This window comes from Rhodococcus sp. 06-235-1A, assembly GCF_002258785.1.
GTDB lineage: Bacteria > Actinomycetota > Actinomycetes > Mycobacteriales > Mycobacteriaceae > Rhodococcoides.
Window position 1 is genome coordinate 252633 of sequence record NZ_NOYI01000009.1, and the last position, 25240, is coordinate 277872.

12 protein-coding genes are annotated in these 25240 nt (G+C 65.6%); 5 read left to right on the top strand and 7 right to left on the bottom strand.

Features of this window, described 5'->3' with window-relative positions; all coding sequences use genetic code 11:
* Positions 1-21: 21 nt before the first annotated feature.
* Both CH275_RS08015 and CH275_RS08020 read right to left on the bottom strand, forming a co-directional pair.
* Positions 22-1764, bottom strand: a complete 1743-nt coding sequence (locus tag CH275_RS08015) for an ATP-binding protein (RefSeq protein ID WP_094676844.1) — start codon at positions 1762-1764, stop codon at positions 22-24.
* A gap of 55 nt (positions 1765-1819) precedes the next feature.
* Entirely contained in the window at positions 1820-3007 is a 1188-nt protein-coding gene (locus CH275_RS08020; RefSeq protein WP_094676846.1) for a TetR/AcrR family transcriptional regulator, read from the bottom strand.
* Between the two features lie 425 nt (positions 3008-3432).
* Here CH275_RS08020 and CH275_RS29875 point away from each other — a divergent pair, with 425 nt between their 5' ends.
* Positions 3433-3666: a LuxR C-terminal-related transcriptional regulator gene (locus CH275_RS29875; RefSeq protein ID WP_094676848.1), complete on the top strand. Its 234-nt coding sequence runs from the start codon at positions 3433-3435 to the stop codon at positions 3664-3666.
* 114 nt (positions 3667-3780) lie between these two features.
* Here CH275_RS29875 and CH275_RS08030 read toward each other — a convergent pair whose 3' ends face one another.
* A complete protein-coding gene (locus tag CH275_RS08030; protein WP_094676850.1) occupies positions 3781-4452 on the bottom strand; it encodes an SDR family oxidoreductase in 672 nt (223 codons plus the stop codon).
* Positions 4453-4465: 13 nt separating this feature from the next.
* Entirely contained in the window at positions 4466-4981 is a 516-nt protein-coding gene (locus tag CH275_RS08035) for a DinB family protein (protein ID WP_094676852.1), read from the bottom strand.
* Between the two features lie 108 nt (positions 4982-5089).
* Here CH275_RS08035 and ggh point away from each other — a divergent pair, with 108 nt between their 5' ends.
* Positions 5090-6427: a glucosylglycerate hydrolase gene (gene ggh / locus CH275_RS08040; RefSeq protein ID WP_094676854.1), complete on the top strand. Its 1338-nt coding sequence runs from the start codon at positions 5090-5092 to the stop codon at positions 6425-6427.
* A 9-nt stretch (positions 6428-6436) separates the two neighbouring features.
* On the opposite strand, the gene CH275_RS08045 is transcribed toward ggh, so the two are convergent.
* The gene (locus tag CH275_RS08045) at positions 6437-7123 is read right to left on the bottom strand and encodes a thioesterase domain-containing protein (protein WP_094677329.1); all 687 of its coding nucleotides are present in this window, start codon (positions 7121-7123) and stop codon (positions 6437-6439) included.
* 231 nt (positions 7124-7354) lie between these two features.
* On the opposite strand from CH275_RS08045, the gene CH275_RS08050 reads away from it, so the two are divergent.
* The 3 genes from CH275_RS08050 to CH275_RS08060 all read left to right on the top strand — a co-directional run bounded on the left by CH275_RS08050 (position 7355) and on the right by CH275_RS08060 (position 9359).
* Positions 7355-8029: a glycoside hydrolase family 25 protein gene (locus CH275_RS08050; RefSeq protein ID WP_094677331.1), complete on the top strand. Its 675-nt coding sequence runs from the start codon at positions 7355-7357 to the stop codon at positions 8027-8029.
* Positions 8030-8099: 70 nt separating this feature from the next.
* Positions 8100-8645: a PadR family transcriptional regulator gene (locus CH275_RS08055; RefSeq protein ID WP_094676856.1), complete on the top strand. Its 546-nt coding sequence runs from the start codon at positions 8100-8102 to the stop codon at positions 8643-8645.
* Positions 8646-9359, top strand: coding sequence for an alpha/beta hydrolase (locus CH275_RS08060; RefSeq protein ID WP_094676858.1), 714 nt, complete (start codon positions 8646-8648; stop codon positions 9357-9359). It begins immediately after the preceding gene.
* Between the two features lie 6 nt (positions 9360-9365).
* Here CH275_RS08060 and CH275_RS08065 read toward each other — a convergent pair whose 3' ends face one another.
* Together CH275_RS08065 and CH275_RS08070 are read right to left on the bottom strand one after the other, a co-directional pair.
* Positions 9366-10400, bottom strand: coding sequence for an alpha/beta hydrolase (locus CH275_RS08065; protein WP_094676860.1), 1035 nt, complete (start codon positions 10398-10400; stop codon positions 9366-9368).
* A complete protein-coding gene (locus tag CH275_RS08070) occupies positions 10397-25048 on the bottom strand; it encodes a non-ribosomal peptide synthetase (RefSeq protein ID WP_094676862.1) in 14652 nt (4883 codons plus the stop codon). Before CH275_RS08070 ends, CH275_RS08065 begins: the two co-directional genes overlap by 4 nt.
* Between the last annotated feature and the right edge of the window lie 192 nt (positions 25049-25240).

Genomic DNA, 25240 nt, shown 5'->3' on the forward strand with positions numbered 1-25240 from the left:
GCGCTCACCGATTGTGTCTCCCTAGGCGTCGATGTCGGCGCAGAGTTTTCTTGCGGGTGCGCTCCAACTCGAACCGGCCTTCAACCGGTAGAACGCAGATCGGGAAATGCTGAACAAAGTACGGCCGAGACGGTCGTCGTCCTTGCTGTTGGCGGCGCGTCGAATCGCACGGTAGGCCTGGTCCGTGGCGCGTTCGAGATCACCCCGGCGTTCCTCCACGCGTCGCAGAGCGCGAACGAGGCGCTGTTGGTACGCGGTGAGTTCGTCCGGCCCGCGTGCATTCGGCGGATGAGTCGAGTTGTCGTGTGGCGACAGAAGTTCGTGAAATGTCCCTGTTCCGATTCCCCGAGGAACGATGTCGAGCCGGTGGCCGAAATCTCTTGCGCGTTCGGCGAATTGCCGAGTGCCCAGAATCGGCAGGTTTTCGAGGAATTGTCGCAACTGATTGTCGGCGACCGCAGCGAACATGTCGGTGGTGAGCTCGAGTAGTACCGGGTGATGCGCCCACGCAGTCATGGCAATGGAGATGGGATACGGAAGCCCGGTGCGGATGAGGGTCTGACAGCTCGCGCGGACGGCGGGTCTGGCCAGCGGATCTGCTCCAAGGATGATCAAGATCTGTTCGACAACGGCACCGACGAAGAGATCGTCGGGCGTCTGAGCAACCCGAGCGATCAATCTCGGCAGTTCGTCTTCGGCTCCCCGGTTGGCGAGGCCCTTGGCGGCGGCGAACTCGAAGAACGTCTGATGGAGAAACCGTGCACGGTTGTCGGTTGTGACCAGTACGCCGCGCCGGGTCAGTGCCCGTACGTGTCTACGTAGGACCACGTCGTCGTATGCATGGTCCGCCGATGCGGCGACCTGCGCCGCGCGTCGGACGACGACGTCGACGGGTGGTTCGGGTGTTCCCAACGCGAGCATCGCGATCGCCAGAAACCCGGCACTGGCTGAGAGGTCATCGGAGTCCTCGGCCGGTACCTCCGGTCCGGAGCGGTGATCGCTGACGATGCGGCGAGACCAGAACAGGTTGTAGAGGCCGGTGACGTCGAGTTCGAGCTGAGGAAAATGTGGTGCCGACAACGAGAAGAGCAGTCTGAGCAGCAAGGGGCTGGTGCACACGTCGTCGACGAGTGCTCCACGAGCCAGGGCGGACTGGATCGCCGACACCGGATTGGTAGGCATCACCGAGTCGTCGGCGATGAATTCGACGGTCAATGCCTCGATTGCGGCCGGAAGTTCGGAGTTCGAGGAGAACGGCCCGAGGGTGATCCTGTGCCCCAGGTTCGCAGGAAGGCTTTGCCCTTCGATCGGCCTGGTCGTCAGAACTACAGGGATCGCCGTCCGAGTGAGCACTGTGACCAGGTCGATGATGTCGTGGCGAGCAGAGCGGCTGTGCAGCATCAGGTCCGCGGTGTCGAGCAGTAGTATTGCGCCCGGTCGACCGGTGATGGCGGAGACGATCTCGGCGGTCGAGGCTGTACGAATGCCGTCGTCTCCAGGATGAAGCCAGGTGGCAGATACCAGCAGCGGATGGAGTCCCTGCTCCTGTAGCGCTCGGTGCAGCGACCACAGCAGTGTCGATTTTCCGTGCCCGGCTTCACCGACGACGATCTGTGGTTCGGAACCTTGGACCGTGCGTCGGAGCAACGCGGACTCGATATCGCGACTCACATACCAGGTGCCGTCGTCTCCGGATCCCACTTCGATGTCGTCGAGCAAGTGCTGCGACAGTCGTGCCAATCGATCCCAGTGCACGGGATCCATGTCGGTCACACTCACCCCGCCACGCCGCAAGCATGGGCGCGGTGGTGCGGCACCCCTATGGGGTCCTTGTTGTGATGCCGGGCATGAGCAGTCGGAGAACGCCGTCGACAACCTCGATTGCCGTTTCGGTCGGCCGCGTCAGGCATCGAAACAGGACGTTGTTGGTCAGCATGATTGCCGCCTCGATCGTCGGTGCTTCGCCGCTGAACACGCCCGCCTCGCGTCCACGGTCGAGGATCGGGACCACCGCAGAAGGAAGGTAGAGGTTTTCCAGAACTGTCGTGACAGTGCTTGGCTGCTGAAACTGCTCGAAGCTCAAGGCGAGCAGCATCCCGGAACTCATGGCCCGGTTGTCGATCACGAATTCGCCTACCTCGATCAGAGTGCGGCGCAACGCGACAGCGGGTTCGATGCCGAGACGCTCATCGGCTCGACGCAATCGCAGGACTCGATCGAATTTCGGCTTCAGCGCGGCGACGATGATGTCGACTTTGCTCGGGAACAGCCGTCGAAGGTCGTCGACTCCGAGGCGTGCGGCCGCAGCGATATCAGCGAGTGTGACGAGAAAATAACCGTTGTCGACGAACAGAGCTTCCGTAGCGGTGATCACGTCGGCCTCGAGGTCCGGCCGTAGAGAGTCGGAGTCGTCGGAAGGATATGTCGGTTCGGGATCGAGTGCTTGTCGATCGGAATGCAAGGGATCGATCGCCCACCGCAGGATCGAGGTGGTCGTTGCAGCGATGTCGTCCACTGAGAAGGAACCGGGAGTCAGCATCTCTCGTAGTGCGAGTCCGTCGAGCAATGCACCGAGGACAGAAGAGAGGGAGGTCAGTGACATGGGTTGGCGTACGGAACCGCCCTGAGCTTGGATTGCCTGACCCACCTTGGTGCGCAGGTCGGCATCCAGTCGCTCGAATTCGGGGGTGACGGCTTTGCGGGCCCCGTCGTGGTCTGTAGCCAGCAAGGTGGCGATCAGGCGCCGACGCATCAGGCCGGAGGTCAGGTCTTCGAACAGGGCGGATACCGGTGCGGCCGCGTCTCGCAGCCCGGCCGGCGGATCGGTGGGTGCAGTTCCGCTGTAATTCACGGTGAGGTTGTCGAGCAGATCCGCCACAAACGCTTCTTTGCCGCCGGAACCTCCGCTACGGGAGTTGCCGGGGTAAGTGTTGTGGAACGTTTGATGCGACAGCCCGGCACCGTCGACTACCGCCGAGATGGAGAGCGACCGCGCGAGATCGGTCATGTCCACCTCGCTCAGGAGCCGGTATCCGGCGTGGAGAAATTGTTCACGCGGGACAGGCCTAGGGTTCAACGTCGACCGCCTTCACTGGACTTCACAGCACCTGAGTGGATCACGAACTATAGCAATTCAGCGACCGACCCCGCACGGTTTAGTTGTGACTATATCTGAGTGTAGGTGGAGCGCTCAAATCGACATTCGTCTCGAATTGGTTTGTGTTGCAGGGTGTTCAAGGGCCGTGGTCCGATATACATCGGCCCGAAGGCCGGTATCTCGAGGAGGACCGGATGGTGTTGATCGATTGTCGACCCCAAGTGCAGACCCGAGTCGCAGTGCCCGGGACTGTGCGCAGCCCCCTCGGCCCGAGGCCGCCTGTCACCCGCACTGCTCTTGCGCCGGGGCGGATCCATGGCCAACAACCAACGCCGATGTATGCGTCACCCGGACTGACCGAGCGGGAGGTTGCTGTACTGAAGGTGTGGCTGGGCTGCGACTCCAAAGTCGAGGTAGGTGTGCGCCTCCACATCGCGCTGGGAACGGTCAACACGCACCTGACCCGAATCCGGGACAAATACTCCCGCGTCGGTCGGGCTGCGCCGACCAAGGCGGCACTCGTCGCCAGGGCCTTGCAAGACGGCATCGTGAAACTCGACGACCTCTGAGCATCGACGCTCAGCGGGGTGGTTGCGCGCAAGTCGGTCGAACCTACGGACAACCAGTCTTGCGCCAAACCCGTTGTCGTGAGCGGAAACTCGACCCCCACTACGAAGTTCCGCTCACCTGGTGCGCAGCACCAGCTCCGTCGGGTGAGCATCCGCCGGCGTATCGATCGCATTGCGCACCGCGAGGGCAACGGTGCTGGGCTGCAGGAACTTCGAACCGTCGTACTCTCCACCCTCGTGCGCGACGATCTCCTGCTGCATCTCGGTGTCGATACGTCCGGGATGCACCGAGGTGACTCGCAGCGACGGCTCCTCCAGACGTAGCGCATCACCGAAGGCGCGGAGTGCGAACTTGCTCGCCGCGTAGGCACCCCACCCCGGGTTGGCGCGTAGGCCTGCACCCGAATTGATCAGAATCACATGGCCTTTGGCGGCGCGGAGTGCAGGGAGCAGGAGTCGAGTGAGCTCGACGACGGCGATGACGTTCACCTCGTACTGGCGTCGCCAGTCCTCCGCCGTCGACTCCTCGACCGTACCGAGTGCAGCCACTCCGGCGTTGTGCACCAACACGTCCAGAGAATCGATGCTCGACGCGGCGGCCGCCACGGCGTCGGGATCGGTCAACTCCACCGGCCATGGGGTGGACCCGGCCAATTCCGACGCGATGGGCTTCAGCGACTCGGCCGATCGTCCCCCCAACAACACGTGGTGATCCGGAGCGAGCAGTCGAGCGATATGGGCCCCGAGGCCACGGCTTGCTCCGGTCACCAGTGCAGTACGAGTCATGCAATCAGGTTAACTAGAAGCTCATCCCCGCCTCGGAGGCCCAGGTCTGGGTGGTGTTCGCACCGTCGAGTTCTTCGCGAATGATGTCCGCGTGGCCGGCGTGCTGCGAGATTTCGCGCAGGATGTGCAGCACGGTGAATCGTGCAGTCTGCCAGATTCGTTCGGGTGCCCAGGGTGCTGTCGGGACCGGGACGGACAGGTTCAGATCCAACGTCGCGAGGGCATCGGTGGTGGACCGCGCCACTTCTTCCCATTCGGCAACCAGGCCTGCCACGGTTTCGTCCTCCGCCATGACGTATTCGCCGCCGGCGGACGCCATGTCGAATTCGGCCGTCTCGTCCAGGTCCGCGATCACCTTCATCCAGTGCCGCTCGTTACTGATGACGTGGTGCAGCAGTCCGCCGAGAGTCAGTTCGCTGGCCGTGGTGCGGGTGCGGGCCTGCTCGTCGGTGATTCCGCGGACGGTGATGAGAAAGTTCGCGCGCTGTTCGTCGAGCATCTTCGCAATGTCGGTGTTCTCGGTGACCATGGTTTCCTCCTGTGTGGGCTGGTGAAAACAACTGTAGGGACAATTGTGGACAGGTTCGGTCCGCAATCGAAACGAGCGGAAATGCGCGCGCGGACGCAAACTATCTGCATGGGCGATCGAGGTTTCACTTCCACGCAGTTGGCGGCACGTGCGGCGTATCTGCTTCGAGGAAACGACCTGGGTGCCATGACCAGCGCGGCACCGAGGCTGTACCCGCACATGTGGAGCTGGGACGCGGCTTTCGTCTCCGTCGGGCTTGCCCCGCTGAGTGTGGAGCGTGCCGTGGTGGAAATGGACACGCTGCTCTCGGCGCAGTGGAAGAACGGGATGATCCCGCACATCGTGTTCGCCAACGGTGTCGACGGCTACTTTCCCGGTCCGGCGCGGTGGGCCACCGGTACCCTCGCCCCGCACGCGCCGATGAACCCGCAGACCTCGGGCATCACCCAACCCCCGGTGCACGCGATCGCCGTGCAGCGCATCCTCGATCACTCCAGACGCCACGGGCGTACCACGCGCGCCGTCGCCGAAGAGTTTCTCGATCGACGCTGGGGCGATCTGGTGCGATGGCATCGTTGGCTCGCGCAGGCTCGCGACGTCGACGACAACGGACGCATCACGTTGTTCCACGGCTGGGAGTCGGGTATGGACAACTCGCCGCGCTGGGATTCGGCGTACGCCAATGTTGTTCCCGGAGAGATGGATCCGTACTTCCGGGAGGACAAGGCAGTCATCACCGACGCCTCTCAGCGGCCCAGTAACCTCGAGTACGACCGCTACATCTGGTTGGTGGAAGAGATGAAGCAGGTCGGTTACGACGATGACGCGTTGAAGACCAAGATGAGCTTTGCCGTCGAGGATGTCTTCGTCAGCGCCATCTTCGCGGTGGCATGCGACGTGCTCGCGACCATCGGTGAGGACCACTCACGGCCCCACTCCGATGTTCGGGAGTTGCGGTCGTGGGCGGAGAAGTTCCGTAAGGGGGTCATCGCGACGACGGATGCGCGTTCCGGTGGGGCTCGTGACTTCGATCTACGCACCGGCCAGTGGATCGGCACCGAGACCATCGCGATGTTCGCCCCGTTGCTCTGCGGCGGCTTGTCCCGCGAACAGGAGCGCAATCTGCTGCGAATCTTCGAGGGCACCCGATTCTGCGGCCATCCGGATCTTCGGTACGCCGTCCCACCCTCGACGTCGCCGGTGTCGAAGGACTTCCGTGCCCGTGAATACTGGCGTGGGCCGGTGTGGCCGGTGATGACGTGGTTGTTCTCGTGGGCGTTCGCGCGTCGCGGTTGGTCCGAGCGGTCATTGTCCCTGCGGGACGAAGGACTGCGGCAGGCCAGCGACGGCAGCTTTGCGGAGTACTACGAGCCGTTCACCGGCAAACCGCTCGGCAGCATGCAGCAATCCTGGACGGCCGCGGCCGTGCTGGACTGGCTGGGATAGCGCGAGATATCAGCTGAGGTAGCTGTCGACCAGCGGGCCGACGACGTCGAACGACGCGGCGTCGGGCACGAGGTACTTGGTCACTGTGCCGCACACGAAGGGATGCCATGCGGATCCGGAGTCGGTTCCCACGGACGAGACGGCGAGGATGTCGCCGAAGTAGATGCCGGGCAGGTGCCGCTGCACCAGCTCGTCGTTGTGCGACGCAACGGCCAGCAGTTCTTCGACGTGACTGCGATCGATCTCGTCGCCCATGGATGCGAGGAGATCTGCACCCTCGGCCCTGGCGTGGACGGGGTCGCTGTCGAGCAGCGTCAGTGCACCTACGGTGATGCCGCGGCCCTGCAGTTCGACGGCAATGGCATGGGCCAGAACTCCGCCGAACGACATTCCCAGGAGGTGGACTGCACCGTCGGTCTGGACACGAACGATGTCATCGGCATAGGAGGCAGCCAATGCCGCGAGAGACTCGGCGCGTTCACCGGACGCCGGCACCTGGACGCCGTAGATGGGCCGTGCGTCGTCGACGTGGGTGGCCAGACCTGCATAACAATCGACTACGCCGACCAGCGGGTGGACGCAGAACACCGGGTCGAGATGACCGGAGGTACGGATCGGTGCGATGGTCGGCACCGCGTAATCGGACGGGTCGAGCTCCGTGAGAGCCAAGTGCGACAGATCGTTCACGACAGTCATGGGTGCGCCTCCGAGCCAAGAGATGTAGTTCGTGTTTCCATAGGGTTCGTTCGTGCCGACTCTGGGTATGTCGCAGTCGGCAGCGTGAGTGTTACCCACGTCTCATTACCGACGACTCAACCACGTCTGTGGACAGAACGCATTAGTGACTGTTCACCATTGAGTGCCCAGGTCCGGGCCCCTAACCTCAGCCCGGTGGTCCTTTCTCGCACGGTTCGTGCCCTGTTCGGAATGCTCTCGGTGGCCGTCGTGGCCTGTGCGATGCCGGCCGTCGCCTCTGCCGTTCCGCAGGGACCGGACGTCTCGTCCTGGCAGCACATCGACGGCACTGCCATCGATTGGCACACCGTCAAGGCTGCAGGTCATGGGTTCGCGATGGTCAAGGCGACCGAGGGTCTGGATTACGTCAACCCGTACTTCGTAGAGGATTCGATCGTCATGCGCACGGCCTCCGTGGCGCGCGGGGCGTACCACTACGCAGATGTGACGCTCTCCCCCGAACTGCAGGGCGCGTACTACTCAGCGCTGGTGCTGGGCATCAACGGCCCGGGCGATCTACCGCCGGTGCTCGACCTCGAGGACGCCAAGGGCAAGTCTCCTGCCGAACTGATCGACTGGACGCACCGCTACTTGAACACCGTCCAGGCGCTGACCGGACGTCAGCCGATCATCTACACGTACCCCAACTTCTGGCGGACGGCGATGGCCGACACCCACGAGTTCAACAACTACCCGCTGTGGATCGCCGACTACAACGACGAGTTGGGGCCCTTACCCGGCGGCTGGACCGACTGGCTGTTCTGGCAGTTCACCGACCGCGGCACGATCCCCGGAATCGACGGGCGCACCGACATCAATCACTACGCCGGCACACCGGAATCGTTGAGGGCATTGGCTCGCTGGTGACGTCGACTGACATCCAGCAACGACGACCTGTCACTCTTGACATGTCGATATTGGAATCTAAGCTCTTCATATGTCGCTTCCACACGCTCTTCTCGGCCTCCTCGCCATCGAGTCGCGTAGCGGATACGACCTGACCGAGGCACTGAGTGCAGACGGCATCGGCAAACACGCCTGGACAGCCGGGCACACCAGCATCTACCCCGAGCTGAACCGGCTCGATGCGGCCGGGCACATCGAGGTGATCGACCGTGGAGCGCGGGGCAGGCGGACGTACTCCATCACAGAGGCCGGACGAGACGAACTCAGGCGATGGTTGGTCGAAACCCCGATCCGTCCCGCAGTCGTGCGCAACGAAAATGTTCTACGCCTGTTCCTGCTGTCCGCCTTGGAACCCGAGGACGCCGTCGAGGTACTGACGCGGATTCTCGAGCACGCAGAGTCCGAGGCGGCAGATCTGCGCCGCATCCGGGAGCCGTACCGCGATCTCGTGCCCGATGGACCGTCGGCATTCGGGCATATCGCGGCTGAGTACGGAATCCGGGCGGACGACGCGTTGGCCGACTGGGCCCGCTGGGCAATCGACCACTTCCAACGCATCATCGACGGAGGTCAGTGAATGGACCCGCAGCCGTTCGTACTCGCGACGCCCGCCGCACTACGTGAACGCCACGACTCGTTCGACGTCTATCGGGCACCGAACAACGCACCCGTCGACGATGCCCTTCGGCCTGCTGTCGTCTTCGTTCACGGCGGCCCTCGTCCCCCGGGTGTCGAGTGGCGACCGCGAGATCAACCGGTGTTCGTCGGGTACGGATCGATCGCTGCGACAGCAGGTGTCGTCGGTGTCGTACTCGAACACCACATGGCCTCGCTCGCCGAGTGTGCCGCAGCCGCCGACGAGATCGCCACCGGGCTCGCGCAGGTGCGACGACTACCGGGCGTGGATCCGAATCGAATTGCGTTGTGGTTCTTCTCCGGCAGTGGCTTGCTCGCCGCGGATTGGTTGAGAGATTCGCCCACGTGGTTGACCTGCCTCGCGTTGACCTACCCGGTGCTGCAGGCCCTCCCCGAGTGGGGCGTCGAACCTCGATTCGATCCCACTCTCGCCGTGCGGGCTTCGGCCGCACTACCGATTCTGCTGACCCGCGTGGGCCGCGATCGCCCCGAATTCGTCTCGGGCGTAGCGGCTTTCGTCGAGGCAGCCCGCGCCGCGAACCTGGAGATCATCGACGTACCCGACGGACGACACGGTTTCGACATGCTCGATCACTCCGACGAATCACGCAGCGCGGTCACGCGCGCAATGGACTGGGTTCTCGATCACGTGTAGCGGTCGCTAGCTCAGGGACCGCTCCAATGTCGGCCACGACGCCCTCAGTGCGTCCTGCCAGTACTGCCATGAATGTGTCCCGGCTGCAGGGAAATTCGTCGTGACGGGGATGCCGAGTTCGCCGAGACGGTTCACCAGATTGTGAGCACAGGCGTTGGCTCCGGCTTCGATGAGTCCACCCAGCACCACCTGGTCGGCCAGCGGCGGAGAGCCGGCAGGGCGCACGTTGCCGGGCATCTCGTACGGACCGGGCAGCCCGCTGGCATTGGAGACGAACAGCTCGAGTCCGCGAAGTTTCTCGGCGTTGACGAGCGGGTCGTGCTCCACCCAACGTGGATCACCGTCGGGTCCCCACATGTTGTCGGTGTCGCCGCCGCCGCGCAACTGCACCAACGCGCGAATGAAGCTGCGGGTCAACGGATCACTGGTCTGCGCGCATCCGCTGTACGACGCCACGCCTCGGTACAGTCCGGGAGCCTGGATCGCGAGATCGAGCACCGATCCCGCGGACATCGACAGCCCACCGATGGAATTGACGCCGTTTGCACCCAATGCCTCGTCGAGCACCGGTGGTAGCTCGTGGGTGAGGAAGGTCTGCCACTTGTTGCGGCCGAGCTTCGGATCGTCACGCTCCCAGTCGGTGTAGTAGCTCAGATATCCGCCGACGGGCATGGCGACGTTGACGTTCTTGTCCGCGAAGAAGTCCACGATGTCGGTCTTGGCCAGCCAGTTGGCACCGTCGACCCCCGCGCCCGCACCGTTGAGCATGTACAGCGTGGGACGCGGCACCGATGTGTCGGCGGGCCGGATCACCTGAATCTTGATGTCGGTGTCCATCGACGGCGAGTAGACGTGCACATCCCATCGGGCATCGTCGATCTTGTCGATGCCTCGAATGCTCCCCACCGGTCCCAGATCCTGTTCGGCCGCGGGCGTCAGTGGATCTGCGGCTGCTGGTGCGGGCAGGCCGAACAGTAGTCCGGCGGCCATCGTCGCGACCGCGAGGCGGCGGACGACGGACGTCAGGCGTGGAGCTCTCATCGATTCGTCAGTTCTTTCTTCTCGGCGGAACGAAGTTGGTGGGCAATCCGCGGCCCGATGGCCGCGAGAGTGGCGGGCGCGCACATCTGCCAGTGCGTGGCTCGAGCGGAGACGACGGTGACGCCGCCCGCGACGTGCGGATACCACTGCCCGACGCCATCGCCGCCGTCCAGACCGGCAGCGAAGAACAGCACGTCGCCCGGGTAGACACCGAGGCGATGCTGTTGCAGCAGTTCGTGATTGTGCTTCGCAGCTGCGATCAGTCGCTCGATGTCGGCACGGTCGAGGATGCCACCGGTGTCGACGGAGTCCAGTAGGGTGCCTGCGGTGTCGAGGGAGACGACCTGACCGTCGGGCACGGCGAGATCGAGCCCGAGCCCCGACACGAGGTCTGCCACCGGGATCGCATCCGCCCAGTCGCCCTGATCGCCGTGATGGGCGTCGAGCAGCGTCAGTGAGGCCACGGTTCGGCCGGCCGCGGTCAGCTGCGTCGCCATCTCGTGCGCGATGACGCCGCCCAGCGACCACCCGAGAAGGTGTACGGGGCCATCGGGTGCAACGCGGATGATCTCGTCGAGGTAGCGAGAAGCCAATTGCGCCAGCGTGGTCGGTAGTTCCTTCGGTGCCGGAGTCTGCAGACCGTACAGCGGGTTGTCGATGTGGGTTCCCAATCCGGTGTAGCACCATGACAATCCGAGGATCGGATGGATGCAGAACACCGGAGCGCCCTCGCCGGCCTCCCGCAGCGGCAGCAGCACGGCCAACTCCTCGGCGTCGACCGAATCGGAGGAGATCCGCTCGGCAACGGCAGCCGCCGTCGCGTCCATCAGCAGTGACTGCATGCCGATGTCGTACGAACGCGCTCGAAGTTCGCCGATCACCCGCATCGCAGACAGCGAGCTACCACCGAGGTCGAAGAAGTTGTCGTCCAACCCGATTCGCTGCGTCTCCAGTACGGCCTCGAAGGCGTCGACCACGGCGATCTCGGCCGCCGTTCTCGCGGGCCGATACGCTGATGTGCCGAACACCGGTGTCGGGAGCGCGGCGATATCGAGCTTGCCGGTTCCAGTGCGCGGTACCTGCGCGATGACCGTCACGGCGGACGGGACCATGTGAGCGGGCAGCGAGCGGCGAGCATGCTCGCGGACGGCCTCGGGTGCTGCCGTTCCGGTGATGTAGGAGACCAGTGTCTGCTCCCCCGCGGGGCCGGGCACTGCGAGCGTCACCGAGACTTCGACGTCGGTGTGCGTGGTCAACACCGCGTCGACCTCTCCCGGCTCGATGCGGAACCCGCGAATCTTCACCTGCTGATCACTGCGGCCGCTGTAGAGCAGCCGACCGTCGGCGGTGCGTCGCACCATGTCGCCGGTGCGGTACATCAGTTCTCCCGGGCTCAGTGGGTCGGCGACGAATCGTGTTGCCGTCAAACCCGATCGGCGATGGTAGCCGCGCGCCAGGGCAGGGCCTGCGACGTACAGCTCACCGCGAACTCCGACCGGCACCGGATGCAGACGTGCGTCGAGCACCATCGCGCGTAGCCCGTGCAGCGGTCGCCCGAGCGTGATCGGTTCGGCAGCTCGCACCTCACCGAGCGTCGAGATGTCGGTGGCCTCGGTCGGTCCGTACCCGTTGAGCATCAGGCGCCCACGGCTCCACTTGGCTACCAGTTCTGCGCTACAGGCCTCACCGCCGACACACAGCACTTCGAGGCACTCGAGCCCCTCCGGATCCAGGGTCGACAGCGCCGACGGCGTCATCAGTGCATGGGTGACCTTCTCGTCGCGGATGAACGCGGCAAGCTCCGCCCCACCGAGAATGTTCGGCGGCGAGACGACGAGGGTCGCCGCGGCCGAGAGTGCCGAGATCATCTCGCCGACGGCCATGTCGAAGCTGGGAGAGGTGTTGTGCAGGAACCGAGACGACGGTTCGACGCGGTGCAGCTCCCTGCGGGACGCAGCCAGGTTCGCCAGGCCCCGGTGGCTCACCACGACGCCCTTCGGTTGGCCGGTGGACCCGGAGGTGTAGATGACGTACGCGGCGGTCGACGCCGACACCGGGCCGGACAGTTCGCCTGCTGTGATGGCCGAGTCGCTGGCTTGCTCGAGCTCGGCAATCGACGCAGGATCGTCGAGTTCGATCCACGGCACCTCCGACGGCAGACCGCGTCGTGCCGTCGACGACGTCAACCCCAGCACGGCACCGGAATCGCCGGTCATGTGCGCGATGCGCTCGGCAGGGTAGGCGGGATCGACCGGTAGATACGCCGCACCGGTTCGCGTGACGGCCCAGGTGCAGAGCACCGATTCCGCCGAGCGCGGCAGTGCCACGGCCACCACGGTCTCGGGACCGACCCCGTACCCCAGCAGAACCCGAGCCAACCGATTCGCGTACGCGTCCGCCTGGCGGTACGTGTAGTCGATTCCGTTCCAGCGCAGAGCAACTGCGTCGGGACGGGCCGCCACGGCATCGTCGATCAACTGCCCGAGGGTACGAACAGGGGCATCGACCGCGCCGTGCAGCACGGCGTTGCGGGGCGGGGCGAGATCGCCGATCGGTGCCGACGGGTCGGCCAGCGCGGCGTCGAGCAGCGCGGTGAACAGATCCGCGAATCGCCCGGCAGTGGCCGCGTCGAACAGATCGGTTGCGTAGCGCAGTGATCCGGCCAGCCCGTCGGAGTCGGTGATGGTCAGGGCCAGGTCGAATCGAGTGACCTCGGATTCGTACGGAAACGGCGTGATGTGAAGTCCGGGAAGCTCGATACCGCTCGGCCGTTCGGTCTCCAGCGCGATCAGAGCCTGGAACAGCGGGGAGTGCGCAGTCGAGCGCGCCGGTGCCACTGCCTCGACCACTCGCTCGAACGGAACGTCGGAATGTTCCATCGCGGCCAGATCGACAGAGCGGGTCTGCGCAACGAGTTCGGTGAACGATCGACTCGGATCGACGTCGAGGCGCAACACGAGGGTGTTGACGAACATGCCGACAACGTCGTCCAGTGCACCCGATCCGCGGCCCGACACCGGGGTGCCGACGGGGATGTCCGTGCTGCCGGTCAGCCGGGCCAGCAGCGCGCCGTACGCCGCCTGCAGCACCATGAACACCGAGGATCCGGTGCTACGGGCCAGTGCCCTCACACCCGCGGTCGTCTGCTCGGACAGTGAGAACTGCACGGCGCGTCCACGTTTGGACGCCATTGCCGGTCGGGGCCGATCCGTCGGGAGATCGAGTACCGCAGGCAAGCCCGCCAACGTCTGCGTCCAGTACCGAACCTGTTGCGCCAGAACGGAAGCTGGATCCCGGTCGCTGCCCAACACCGTCCGCTGCCACACGGCGAAGTCGGCGTACTGCACCGGTAGCGGCGTCCACTGCGGCGGGGTGCCGTGTGCTCGCGCCCCGTAGGCCAGCGCGACATCGCGTGCCAAGGGCGTCATCGACAGCCCGTCGGCGCAGATGTGGTGCACGACGAGGACGAGTACGTGGGAGCTAGGTCCGGTGCGCAGCAGAGCGCCGCGTAACGGAACGCTGTCGGTGACGTCGAACCCGCGTCCGATCACCGCCGCCACTCGGGCCAGCACCTCGCTGTCGTCGACGTCCACCGGGCATAGGTCGAGCGCCACGCTCCGGGCGATCACCTGTGCGGGACCGTCCCCGATCACCGGGAAGTAGGTTCGCAACGACTCGTGTCGGGCCAGCACATCGTCGACGGCGAGTTGCAACGCCGCACCGTCGACGGTGCCGTCCAACTGCACCGCGAACGCAATGTTGTACGCGGCCGACGTCGGATCGAACCGGTTGAGCAACCACATGCGCATTTGCGCGAACGACAGTGGGAGCACCGCCGGTCGCGGACCGGCGACGAGCCGCGGCAACGCGGAGCGTTCGGCCGAGTCCACCGCCACCGCCAACGACCGCACGGTCGCGGACTCGAACAGGGTGCGCACCGGAAGTGCAGTGCCTGCAGCGTCGTTGATGTGCGCGATCACCCGGGTGGCCGACAACGACGTTCCGCCGAGGGCGAAGAAGTCGTCCCCGGCACCGACGGGTTGGGTGCCGAGGACCACGGCAAAGGCGTCGGCGACCATGCGCTCGGTCGAAGTGGCGGGTTCGGTGAAGGTCTGTGTCGTGACGACCGGAGCCGGCAACGCGGCCCGATCGATCTTGCCGGAGCCGGTTCGCGGGAGCGCGTCCAGAATCGTGATCGTGTGCGGCACCATGTGAGTGGGCAGGAAGCGGCGCGAGTGATGTCGAACGAGCTCGGGGTCGAGCACCCGGCCGACCGCGGGGACGACGTATCCGACCACTTGGGAACCGATCACGGCGTTCACGCACTGCGCGACGCCGTCGTATCCGGCGAGCACCGCGTCGATCTCGCCGAGCTCGATTCGGAATCCACGTACCTTGACCTGTGTGTCGCTGCGGCCGACGTACTCGTACCGGTCCTCCGGCGGGGTGGAGCCTGCAGGAACGACCCGGGTGACTCGGCGGACGAGGTCGCCGGTGCGATACAGCCTGCGGCCGTCGTGATCGGCCACGAAACGTGTTGCCGTCAGACCGAATCGACGGTGGTAGCCACGCGCGACGCCGTCTCCGGTGAGGTAGAGCTCCCCGACGGATCCGGGCGGCACCGGATGCAGGCGGTCGTCGAGAACCACCGACTGGACTCCCCGAATCGGACCGCCGATCGTCACGGGGGCCTCGGGTACCAGAGGCCCGCCGATCGTGGCGAAGACGGTGGTTTCGGTGGGGCCGTAGCCGTTGAACAGTCGCAGGCGTTCGGCCCAGGCGTCGGCGAGGGTCGGAGGGCACGCCTCGCCGCCGACGACGATCGTGGTGGTCTCCGCAACCTCGGACGGGTCGACGGTGGCCAACGCGGCTGGGGTCACGAAGGCATGGGTGACGCGTTGCAGCACGGCCGCGAGTTCGGCGCCGCCGAGAACGTCGGCGTCGGCGATCACCATGGTCGATCCCGCACCGACGGCCAACAGCAGTTCCAGTACCGAGGCATCGAAGCTCGGGGACGCGAAATGCAATGTGCGTGAGGAGTTGTCGAGCTCGAATCGGTCGACCAGGTCGGCGACGAGGTTCACCAGCCCGCGGTGCGAGACGACGACGCCCTTCGGCTGCCCGGTGGTGCCCGAGGTGTAGATCATGTACGCAGGGTGATCGGGTCGGAGCATCTGGGTTCGGTCGAGGTCGCCCACCGGGGTGCGGTCGTCGTCCATCGCATCGTCGGTGGAGATCCAGACGGGTCCGCTCGGTAGAGCGTCCAGGTGACGATCGTCCGTGATGCCCAGTGTCACAGCGGAATCTGTCAGCATGTAGGCAATGCGTTCGGCCGGATAGGTCGGGTCGATCGGAACGAACGCGGCACCTGTCTTGGCCACTGCCCACGTCGCGAGCATCGAGGACACACCACGGGGCAGGGCCACCGCCACATACTGCTCCGGCCCGATTCCGCGTCGAATCAGAGTGCGCGCCAGCACGGTTGCGGCGTCGTCGAGCTGGGAGTAGGTCGCCGTCTCGGTACCGGCTTCGAGGGCCGTCGCACTGCCGCCTGCGCTCATCACCGCCCCCGCCAGCAGATCGGGCAGCGTGCGATGACCGAGTGCGGGTGCGCCGTGCAGTCGCTCTGCCTCGTCGGCCCCGAGGATCGGGATGTCCCCCACCGGTCGATCCGGATCTGCGAGCGCAGATTCGAGGACCGTGCGATACCGCTCCGCCAGGACGGCAACGGTATCTTCATCGAATATGTCTGTGGCATAGACGAACTCGACCGATGCTGTGTCCGAGGAGAAGGACGCGGTGACGTGCAGGTCGAACTTGGCCGCTACGTGTGCGGTGTCGAGCGGTCGGACGGTCAGGTCCGGCAGCTCCACCGACGGCGGTAGAGCATCCTCGATGGACAGCATCACCTGGAACAGCGGGTGATAGGCCGTCGACCGCGGCGGCCGCAGGATCTCGACCAATCGCTCGAACGGAATGTCGGCGTTGGCGTAGGCGTCGAGATCACGTTCGCGCACCGAGCGCAGGATCTCGATGAACGAGGCGGACGGGTCGATCTGCGAGCGCAGCACCAGGGTTCCGACGAACATTCCCACGAGGTCGTCGAGTTCGCGCTGCCCGCGCCCGGCCACCGGAGTGCCGATGCTGATGTCGGGGCTGCCCGAGAGTCGCGCGAGCGCCACCGCCAATGCCGCGTGCGCGATCATGAAGCGCGTGGTTCCGGTGCGCTCGGCCAGCGTGGTCAGCATTGCCGTCGTGCCGGGTTCCAGATCGATCGACAGTCGATCACCACGATGGGACGCCACTGGCGGGTGAGGCCGGTCCGTCGGCAACACGAGCCGCTCGGGAATGCCGTCCAGTGCGTCCGTCCAGTATCGGATCTGTTGATATGCAATCGAATCGGCGTCGTTCTCGGCACCGAGGCGATCGAGAGTCCACAGCGTGTAGTCGGCGTACTGCACCGGCAACGGAGTCCACTGCGGGGCTTGGCCGGCGACACGGGATCCGTAGGCGATCATGACGTCACGAGCCAGTGGGTTCATCGACCAACCGTCGGCGGCGATGTGGTGGGCCACGACGACGAGCACGTGGTTCTTAGGCGTCAGTTCGAGCACCGCAACACGCAGTGGCGGGGCAGCTGTCACGTCGAATCCCTGTGCTGCAAGGGCGTACAGGGCTCCGTCGAGCATCGGCTCGGTGGTCGTGGCCACGGTGACGTCCGGGTACTGCGAGGTGACGACCTGCTCGGGGCCGTTCGGCCCGTCGGGGTAGACGGTACGCAGAATCTCGTGGCGTTCCACGACGTCCGTCAGACCGGCACGGAGCGCGTCGACGTCGAGGATTCCGGTGACGCGGAAGGCCGCCGCGATGTTGTACGCCCCCGAAGACGGATCGAATCGGTTGAGCAGCCACATCCGGTGCTGGGCCGGGGACAACGGAATTCGCTCGGGCCGAGGGCCCGCGACGATGACCCGATTGCTTGCGCCACGGCCGAGGCGGAGCGCCAGCGACCGGACGGTCGGGGCCTCGAACAGGTCACGGACGCCGAGGTCGGAATTGCGTTCGGCGTTGATCCGCGCAACGACCTGGGTGGCGGTGAGGGAATCACCGCCGAGAGTGAACCACGAGCGGGTCGCGCTCACGCGGTCTGCACCGAGCACCTCGGAGAAAATCTGTGCCACAGCTTGTTCGGCGTCACCGACCGGTGCGGCGAATTCCTCGGCCGACACGAGCGGGTCCGGGAGCGCGGTGCGATCGAGCTTTCCGGTCGCACCGAGCGGCATTGCATCGAGCACGACGATGTTCGACGGCACCATGTAGTCGGGGAGGGTGCGCTCGGCGTGTGCCGTGACGGCGTCGTTTCCGGCGGTGCCGACGATGTACGCGACCAGGCGGTCCGAGCGGACCACCGCGACGGCCGAGTGCACACCGTCGACCGCGAGCAGAGCCGCTTCGACCTCCCCGAGTTCGAGACGCTGACCGCGGAGTTTGACTTGGAAGTCGTTGCGGCCCAGGTACTGCAGTGTGCCGTCCTCGGACCATCGCACGAGGTCTCCGGTGCGGTACAACCGGCTGCCCGCGTCGGTGGCGACGAAGCGAGCGGCCGTCAGGTCGGTACGAGCAGCGTAACCGCGGGCCAGCTGCACTCCGCCCAGATAGAGCTCGCCGGCCACACCGACCGGCACGGGTCGTAGCAGCGAATCGAGCACGTGGACGGTGGTGTTCCACACCGGTGCACCGATCGGTACCGGGCCCTGCTCGGCTGCCTGGGTGCGGTGGTAGGTGACGTCGACCGCCGCCTCGGTCGGTCCGTACAGGTTGTGCAGCTCGGCGTCGATCGCGTCGTGAAAGCGGTCGACGACGGCTCGCGGCAGCGCCTCACCGCTGGCGAAGACCTGCCGAAGCGAGGTGCACCGTTCGGGGGTGCCGTAAGAAAGAAAGAGTTCCAGCATGGACGGCACGAAATGCGCTGTCGTGACGCCGTGTTCGCGCACGAGTGCCGAGAGGTACATCGGGTCGCGATGGCCGTCGGGCTCGGCGATGATCGTTCTTGCTCCGACGAGAAGCGGCCAGAACAGTTCCCACACCGAGACGTCGAAGGTGGCCGGAGTCTTGTGCAACACGACGTCGTGGGCGGTGAGCGGGTACTCGTGCTGCATCCAGAGCAGCCGATTGACTATCGCCCGGTGAGAGACGGTGACGCCCTTGGGCTTTCCTGTGGATCCGGAGGTGAACAGTACGTAGGCACCGTGATCCGGTCGCAGCTCGGGCAGCGGGTCGAGTGGCCCGGTGCCGAACTCGGACAGATCCAGTGTGTCGGGATCGACGACGTCGACCGAAACGTCCGTCAGTGCGCCGAGGACCATCACCGGCGACGCGGTGGCCATCAGGTGCTCGATACGGGCGTGCGGCATCGACGGGTCGATGGGCAGGTAAGCACCGCCTGCGGCCACCACGGCATGCACGGCAACCAGTTGATCGAGCGAACGGGCCATGGCCACACCCACCACGTCGTCCGGGCCGACGCCGGTGCTGCGTAGATACCGCGCCAGGCATCGCACCCGGGCCCAGAAGTTCTCGTAGGTCAGGCTTTTGCCCTCGAACACCGCTGCGGTCTCCGTGGCGTGCGCGTGGGCCGCAGCGGCGAGCAAGTCGACGAGGGTGTGCGCGGGCATCGGGTGGTCGGTGCGGTTCCAGGCTGCTCGACGCGAATGCTCGTCCTCGGACAGCATGTCCAGGTGCGCCACCCGGGCCTCGGGATCGCTGATGAGGCCGTTCAGGGCCGCGCGAAAGCGCTCGGCGATCGACGATGCTCGGGCCGTGTCGAATGCTGCCGCAGCGTATTTCAGGGTCATACGCACCGTCGGTTCGAGGACGGTGATCAATGTCAACGGGTAGTGAGTGGCGTCGGCGACGCGCAGGTCGCGTACGCGCAACCCGGCGATATCGGTGTTGCGATCGAGTGCGGAGTGATCCACCGGATAGGACTCGAACACCGTCAACGTGTCGAAACCGGCCCCGTGACCCACTCGTGAGCGCACCTCGGGCAGCCCGACGTGATGGCTGTCCAGCAACTCCACGCTCTGGGCCTGTACGCGGGCGAGCAGTGATGCGACGGTGTCGTCCCGGTGTACGCGCACCCGCACCGGGAGGGTGTTGATGAAGAGTCCGAGGGTGTCCTCGACGCCGGTCAGATCGGCAGGCCGCCCGGAGACGGTCGCTCCGAACACGACGTCGCCTCGACCGAGTTCGGTAGCGAGCATCAGGGCCCACGCTCCCTGCACGACGGTGTTGACGGTGACCGAGAGGTCTCGCGCTGCGGCTTTCAGTGCCGTCACCGAGGCGTCGTCGAGAGGCACCGACAGCTCGGTGGGCATGCCGTGGTCTGCACCGTGAGCGGGTGCGAGCAGAGTCGGTTCCTCGACGCCGGCCAGTGCTTCGGCCCACTTGTCCAGTGCGCCGGCATGATCGCGTTCGTCGAGCCACTTCAGGTAGTCGCGGTACGTCCTGGCCGGGATGGGGATGGGACCGTCGGCGGTGTAGAGCACCAGCAGTTCCTTGACGAAGATCGGCATCGACCATCCGTCGAACAGAATGTGGTGGTTGGTGATCACCAGCGATGCGCCGTCCTCGGTGGTGACCAGGACGAACCGGAGCAGTGGCGGCTCGTCCAGGTCGAATCTCGCGGTACGCTCGGCCTGGGCGATGGCCGGTATGTCCGCCAGATCGGCATCCATTGTTCGCCAGGGTAATTCGACATCGTTGAGGACCAACTGAGCCGGGGTTCCCCGGGTGTCTCGAACGAAGGCCGTGCGCAGGCTGTCGTGGCGGGCGAGCAGTCGACGGGCGGCCCGGTGCAGTCGTGCCACGTCGATCTCGCCGCCGAGCTCGAACACCAACTGCGCTGTGTAGACGTCGACGTGTCCACGGGTGAGCTCGGAGTGAAACATCAGTCCGTGCTGGAGGGGGGCGAGCGGCCAGATGTCGTCGAGTTCGCCGAAGTCGCTCTCCCATCGATCGATCTGGCCTTGATCGACGTCCACCAGCGACACATCGGTCGGTGTCAGGCCGCCCAGATCTGCGGCGGCCGCGTGCTCGGCGAGACGGCCGAGTGCTGCCGCCCACCGATCGGCCAGACCCTCCACCTCCGACCGGTCGAGCACGTCGCGCGGGAAGGCGAACGTCGCCCGCAGCTGCCCGTTGGTGACGACTGCGTTGATGTCGAGCGCAACCGTGACCGGCATTCGATCACCGCTCCCCGAGCCGATGTCCAGTGTCGCGTCCGGGATCCAGCCGCGTCCGCGCAGGGCGTCGGGAATGTCGGTGTCGATGCGTCCCAGGTAGTTGAAGCTGATCTGGGGCGTGTGGCACTCGGCGAGTACCGCAGCGGTGTCGTCGTTCAGGTAGCGCAACAGACCGAAGCCGCTACCCGCACCCGGTATCGCCCGGATCTGTTCCTTGATGCGCTTGACGGCCTCGGCCACCGATGTATCGCCGGCCATGATGCGCTGGGCGTCGATGCCGTCGAGCGACAGGCGTGCCGGATGGGTCGAGGTGAACCAGCCGACTGTGCGGGACAGGTCCGCTCCGGGAACGAGTTCCTCGTCGCGGCCGTGACTTTCGATCGACACGAGGAACGAGGACGGCCGTTCGGACCAGACCGCAAGCGCCAGTGCGGTGAGCAGAACGTCGTTGACGGTGCCGCGGTAGGCACGGGTCAGTGGACCGACGAGAGCCTCGGTGATCGCGGCGGTGAGGTCGACCGACACCTGATCGCGGGTGGCACCGACGTCGATGGCGGGATCGAGTGGACGTCGGCCGACGAGATCGTGTGGACCGTCGAGAAGTGCTGTCCAGCGGGCCATTTCCGGCTCCACCTGCGCAGCGACGTCACTCAACCCATGGGCCCACCGACGCATCGAGGTGGCCACCGGTTGCAGCACCACCGCAGACTTCGCTTGCACCTGATGCCATGCGGCGGCGAAGTCGGGAACCAGAATGCGCCACGAGACGCCGTCGATCACCAGGTGGTGCGCGATGACGATGATCCGGCCGATGCCATGAGTGTCGATGATCTCGGGACGCCCGGTATCGGGGGCCACCCAGACGACCTGCAGCACCACACCCTCGCGCGGCCGCAGACGCGCAGCGAACACCCGAGCGGATTCGGCCAGCACGGAGGCGAACTCGCGACTACCGGGCTTGCTGGTGGTGGACACGCGCGTGACGACGGTGTCCAGATCCACGGTGCCACGGGGCCGGATGGTGAGACCGCTGTCGGTCGCGACCGAGCGCAGCGCGTCGTGGTGGTCGAGGATCGCGGCGACCGTCCGTCGCAGCCCGTCGAGTTCGAGATCGACCGGCGCGGTCAACACCACGGTCTGGTGAAATACGTTCATGTCGTCGGCTCCGGGCAGGGAGCGGACGGTCTGACTCATGATGGGGGTGAGCGGCATGTCGCCGACGCCTCCGCCGGGCAACTCGTCGAGTACCACCTGGTGTGCGGCGTCGGTCGCAACCTCCGCCAATCCGGCGACGGTACGACGCTCGAACACGTCCCGAGCCGTGATCACCACCCCGAGTGACTTCGCTCTGGCCACCAGCTGGATGGCCACGATGCTGTCGCCGCCGAGCGCGAAGAAGGAATCGTCAACGCCCACCGACTCGCGCTGCAGCACAACGGCCATGGCCTCGGCGAGGGTTCTCTCGACCGGTGTCGCCGGGGCGCGGTATGCAGCGGTGTCGGACTCGAACGTCGGTTGCGGCAGTGCGGATCGGTCGACCTTGCCGGTGGGCGTCAGTGGGATGGTGACGAGTTCGACGAAGACTCCGGGCACCATGTGCGCGGGCAGGAACCGAGAAGCGAAGGTACGCAGGGCCGTGTGATCGAGGGACTCGGCCGTTCGGATGTACGACACCAGTATCGATGCATCGCCGCGGCGGTGGACGACCGATACTGCGAACTCGACCGCCTCGTGCCGGGAAAGAACTGCGTCGATCTCACCGAGTTCGACGCGCTGGCCGTGCACTTGGACCTGGAAGTCGCTGCGGCCGACGAATTCGAGTTCGGCGGAGTCCAGTGGACCGGTCCACCGCACGATGTCCCCGGTGCGGTACAGACGACGTCCGTGGCCGAACGGGTCGGCGACGAAGCGCGCAGCCGACAAACCGGTTCGGCGGTGGTAGCCCCTGGCGATGCCGGGGCCGCCGAGGTAGAGCTCACCCGCCGATCCCGGAGGCACTGGCCGCAGCAGACGGTCCAGCACGAGGGCGTGGGAGCCCTGTATGGGTCGGCCGATCGTGATCGCGTGCGGATCGGTCTGCGGCTGTGTCATCGTCACCACGATGGTCGTCTCGGTGGGGCCGTAGCTGTTGAACACCAACGCCTTCGGGCCGAATCGATCGACCAGGTCCGGTGGCATGATGTCACCGCCGACGACGATGGCGTCGAGGTGGTCGAGCTCGGCCGCGTCGACTGTGGTGAGCAGCGCGGGTGCGCAGATGATGTGGGTGATGCGGCGTTCACGAACGAAGTGCGTGAGATCTCCGCCGCCGACCACGGTGGGCGGGGCAACGACCATCGTCGCGCCCGCACTGAAAGCCTGGATCATCTCGAACAGCGATGCGTCGAAACTCGACGACGAGAATCGCAGCAGTCGGGACGAGGTGCTCACGCGCAGTTCGGGTCTGGCGTCCGCGGCGAATGCGGCCAGTCCGGCGTGGGTGACCAGGACGCCTTTGGGAGTGCCGGTGGAGCCGGAGGTGTAGATCATGTACGCGGCGTGCTGCTCGGTGAGGGTTGCACGTCGATCGGCGTCGGTGATCGGCGCACTTGATCTGGCCGCGCACTCCTCGAGAAACTCGGTGTCGTCGAGCTCGAGCCAGTGCACCCGCTGCGGAAGTTGTTGTGACAGTGCCTGTTCGCTGATGCCGATCGTCACGGCGGAGTCGACGAGCATGTGCGCGATGCGCTCGTGTGGGTACCCGGGATCGATCGGCACGAAGGTCGCACCCGTCGCGGCGACGGCCCAGAGTGCGAGGACGGAGTCCATCCCTCGGGGCAGTGCGACGGCGACGACGCTGCCCGGCCCGGCACCGCGCGCGATCAAGGCGCGCGCAACGGCGTTGGCGCGTCGGTCGAGCTCGCGGTAGGTCAGTGCCTCGTCCTGGAACTCGACAGCGACGTTCTCTGCTGCAGTGTCGACGCCGCGGCGCAACAGGTCGGGAAAGAGTGCGGGGACAACCGCATCGGGGCCGGCCAGTGGCACGAGTGTGGAACGCTCGGCGGCGTCGAGCACGTCGAGTTCGAGAACCGTTGTGTCGGAGTCGGCGGTGAGGAACTGCTCGAACAACATCAGGAACCGACGGTGCAGTGCCGCGAACTGCTCGCTGCCGTAGATGTTGGGGTTGCCCTCGAATTCCAAGCGGGAGCGCGTCCCGTCCGTGGACGGGTAGATGTTGATCGACAGATCCTCCACGGGGCCGGTGGAGAGCACGTTGAATTCTCCGGTGAGCGGTCCGAACGGAACCTCGGTCTCGTAGGCCATGATGTTGATCGCGGGGCCGAAGAATCCGCGAGTCTCACTGCCCTCGCCGGCGTCGCGGCGGATGTCCTCGGCTCGATAGCGCTGGTGCCGCAGTGCGCCGGTCAGTTCCAGCTGCACATCGGCAACCAGGCTCGCCGGCGTGCACTGCGGGGTGATGGGGACCCGGATGGGCAGCACGTTGGAGACCATGCCACCGGAGCGGCGCAGCAGAGCCGTCGTGCGGCCTGCCACCGGCAGGCTCAGCACCACGTCGGTGTTTCCGGTCATGCGGGCGAGAAAGGTGGCCACAGCAGCGACGGCGAGCGGAGCGAAGGCGGAGTCGAGCCGGTTCGCGGCCGTGGCCAATGCCTGCTCGATCGTGTCGGGGAGGTACCCACCGGACAGATGCGCGCATGCCGCTGGGGGTGCCACCACGCCGGTGATGGACGGGGGCGGGGGCAGGTCGGTGGTCTTGCTCTGCCAGTACCGGCGATCCTTGGCGAAGCGTGGAGACTGTCGGTAGTGCGCTTCGGTGGCGTAGACCTCGCCGAGCGAGCCGGCCCGGGACGGTGCGGGTTCGCGGCCTTCGCTGACGTCGGTGTAGATCGATGCGACGCGTCTCATGAATTGAACGGCACCGTAACCGTCGAGCACGATGTGGTGGACGTGCGAGTACCAGAACGTGCGGTCGTCGGAGACGCGAAGCATCGCCCCCTTGATCAGGCGACCGTGCGTGAGGTCGATGGCGGCGCTGTACGAGGCACGCATCCACTCGCGGGCGGCGGACTCCGGGTCCACCTCGTTGCGAAAGTCGAGTACCACGGTGTCGTCGCCCTGCTCGACGTCGATGTACTGGTGCGGTTCTCCGTCGATCTCGAGCAGCCGCAGTGAACCCGCTCCGAATTCTCGCGCGGTGCGGCGACCGGCGTATCTCATCAGGTCGAGATCGACGGCACCGCGAATATCGAGATAATTCGCAATGGTGACGGGCACGCTCCTCAACAAATGTTGAGCAAACCAAATACCACGTTGGGCGGCAGTGAGAGGAAAAGGTTCGGTGTCTTCTATCGACGTCCGATCGAGTTCTTCTTCCCGAATCGTCAGTGAATCAACGGATTCCAATGACTCGCCTCTTCGTGCACGTAGGGGGAGCGGTTACCGGCACGCCGTCGTGCGATGAAAGGAAATCGACGTTGCCCCGAAACGTCCTCCATTGCGAACAATTCCGAATGGAGTTCCAGCTACCGGCCTATCGAGGTAGGTTTACACATCTGTTACCAACGGGTCAACCACCTTTGGCTCATCGTTGGAGAC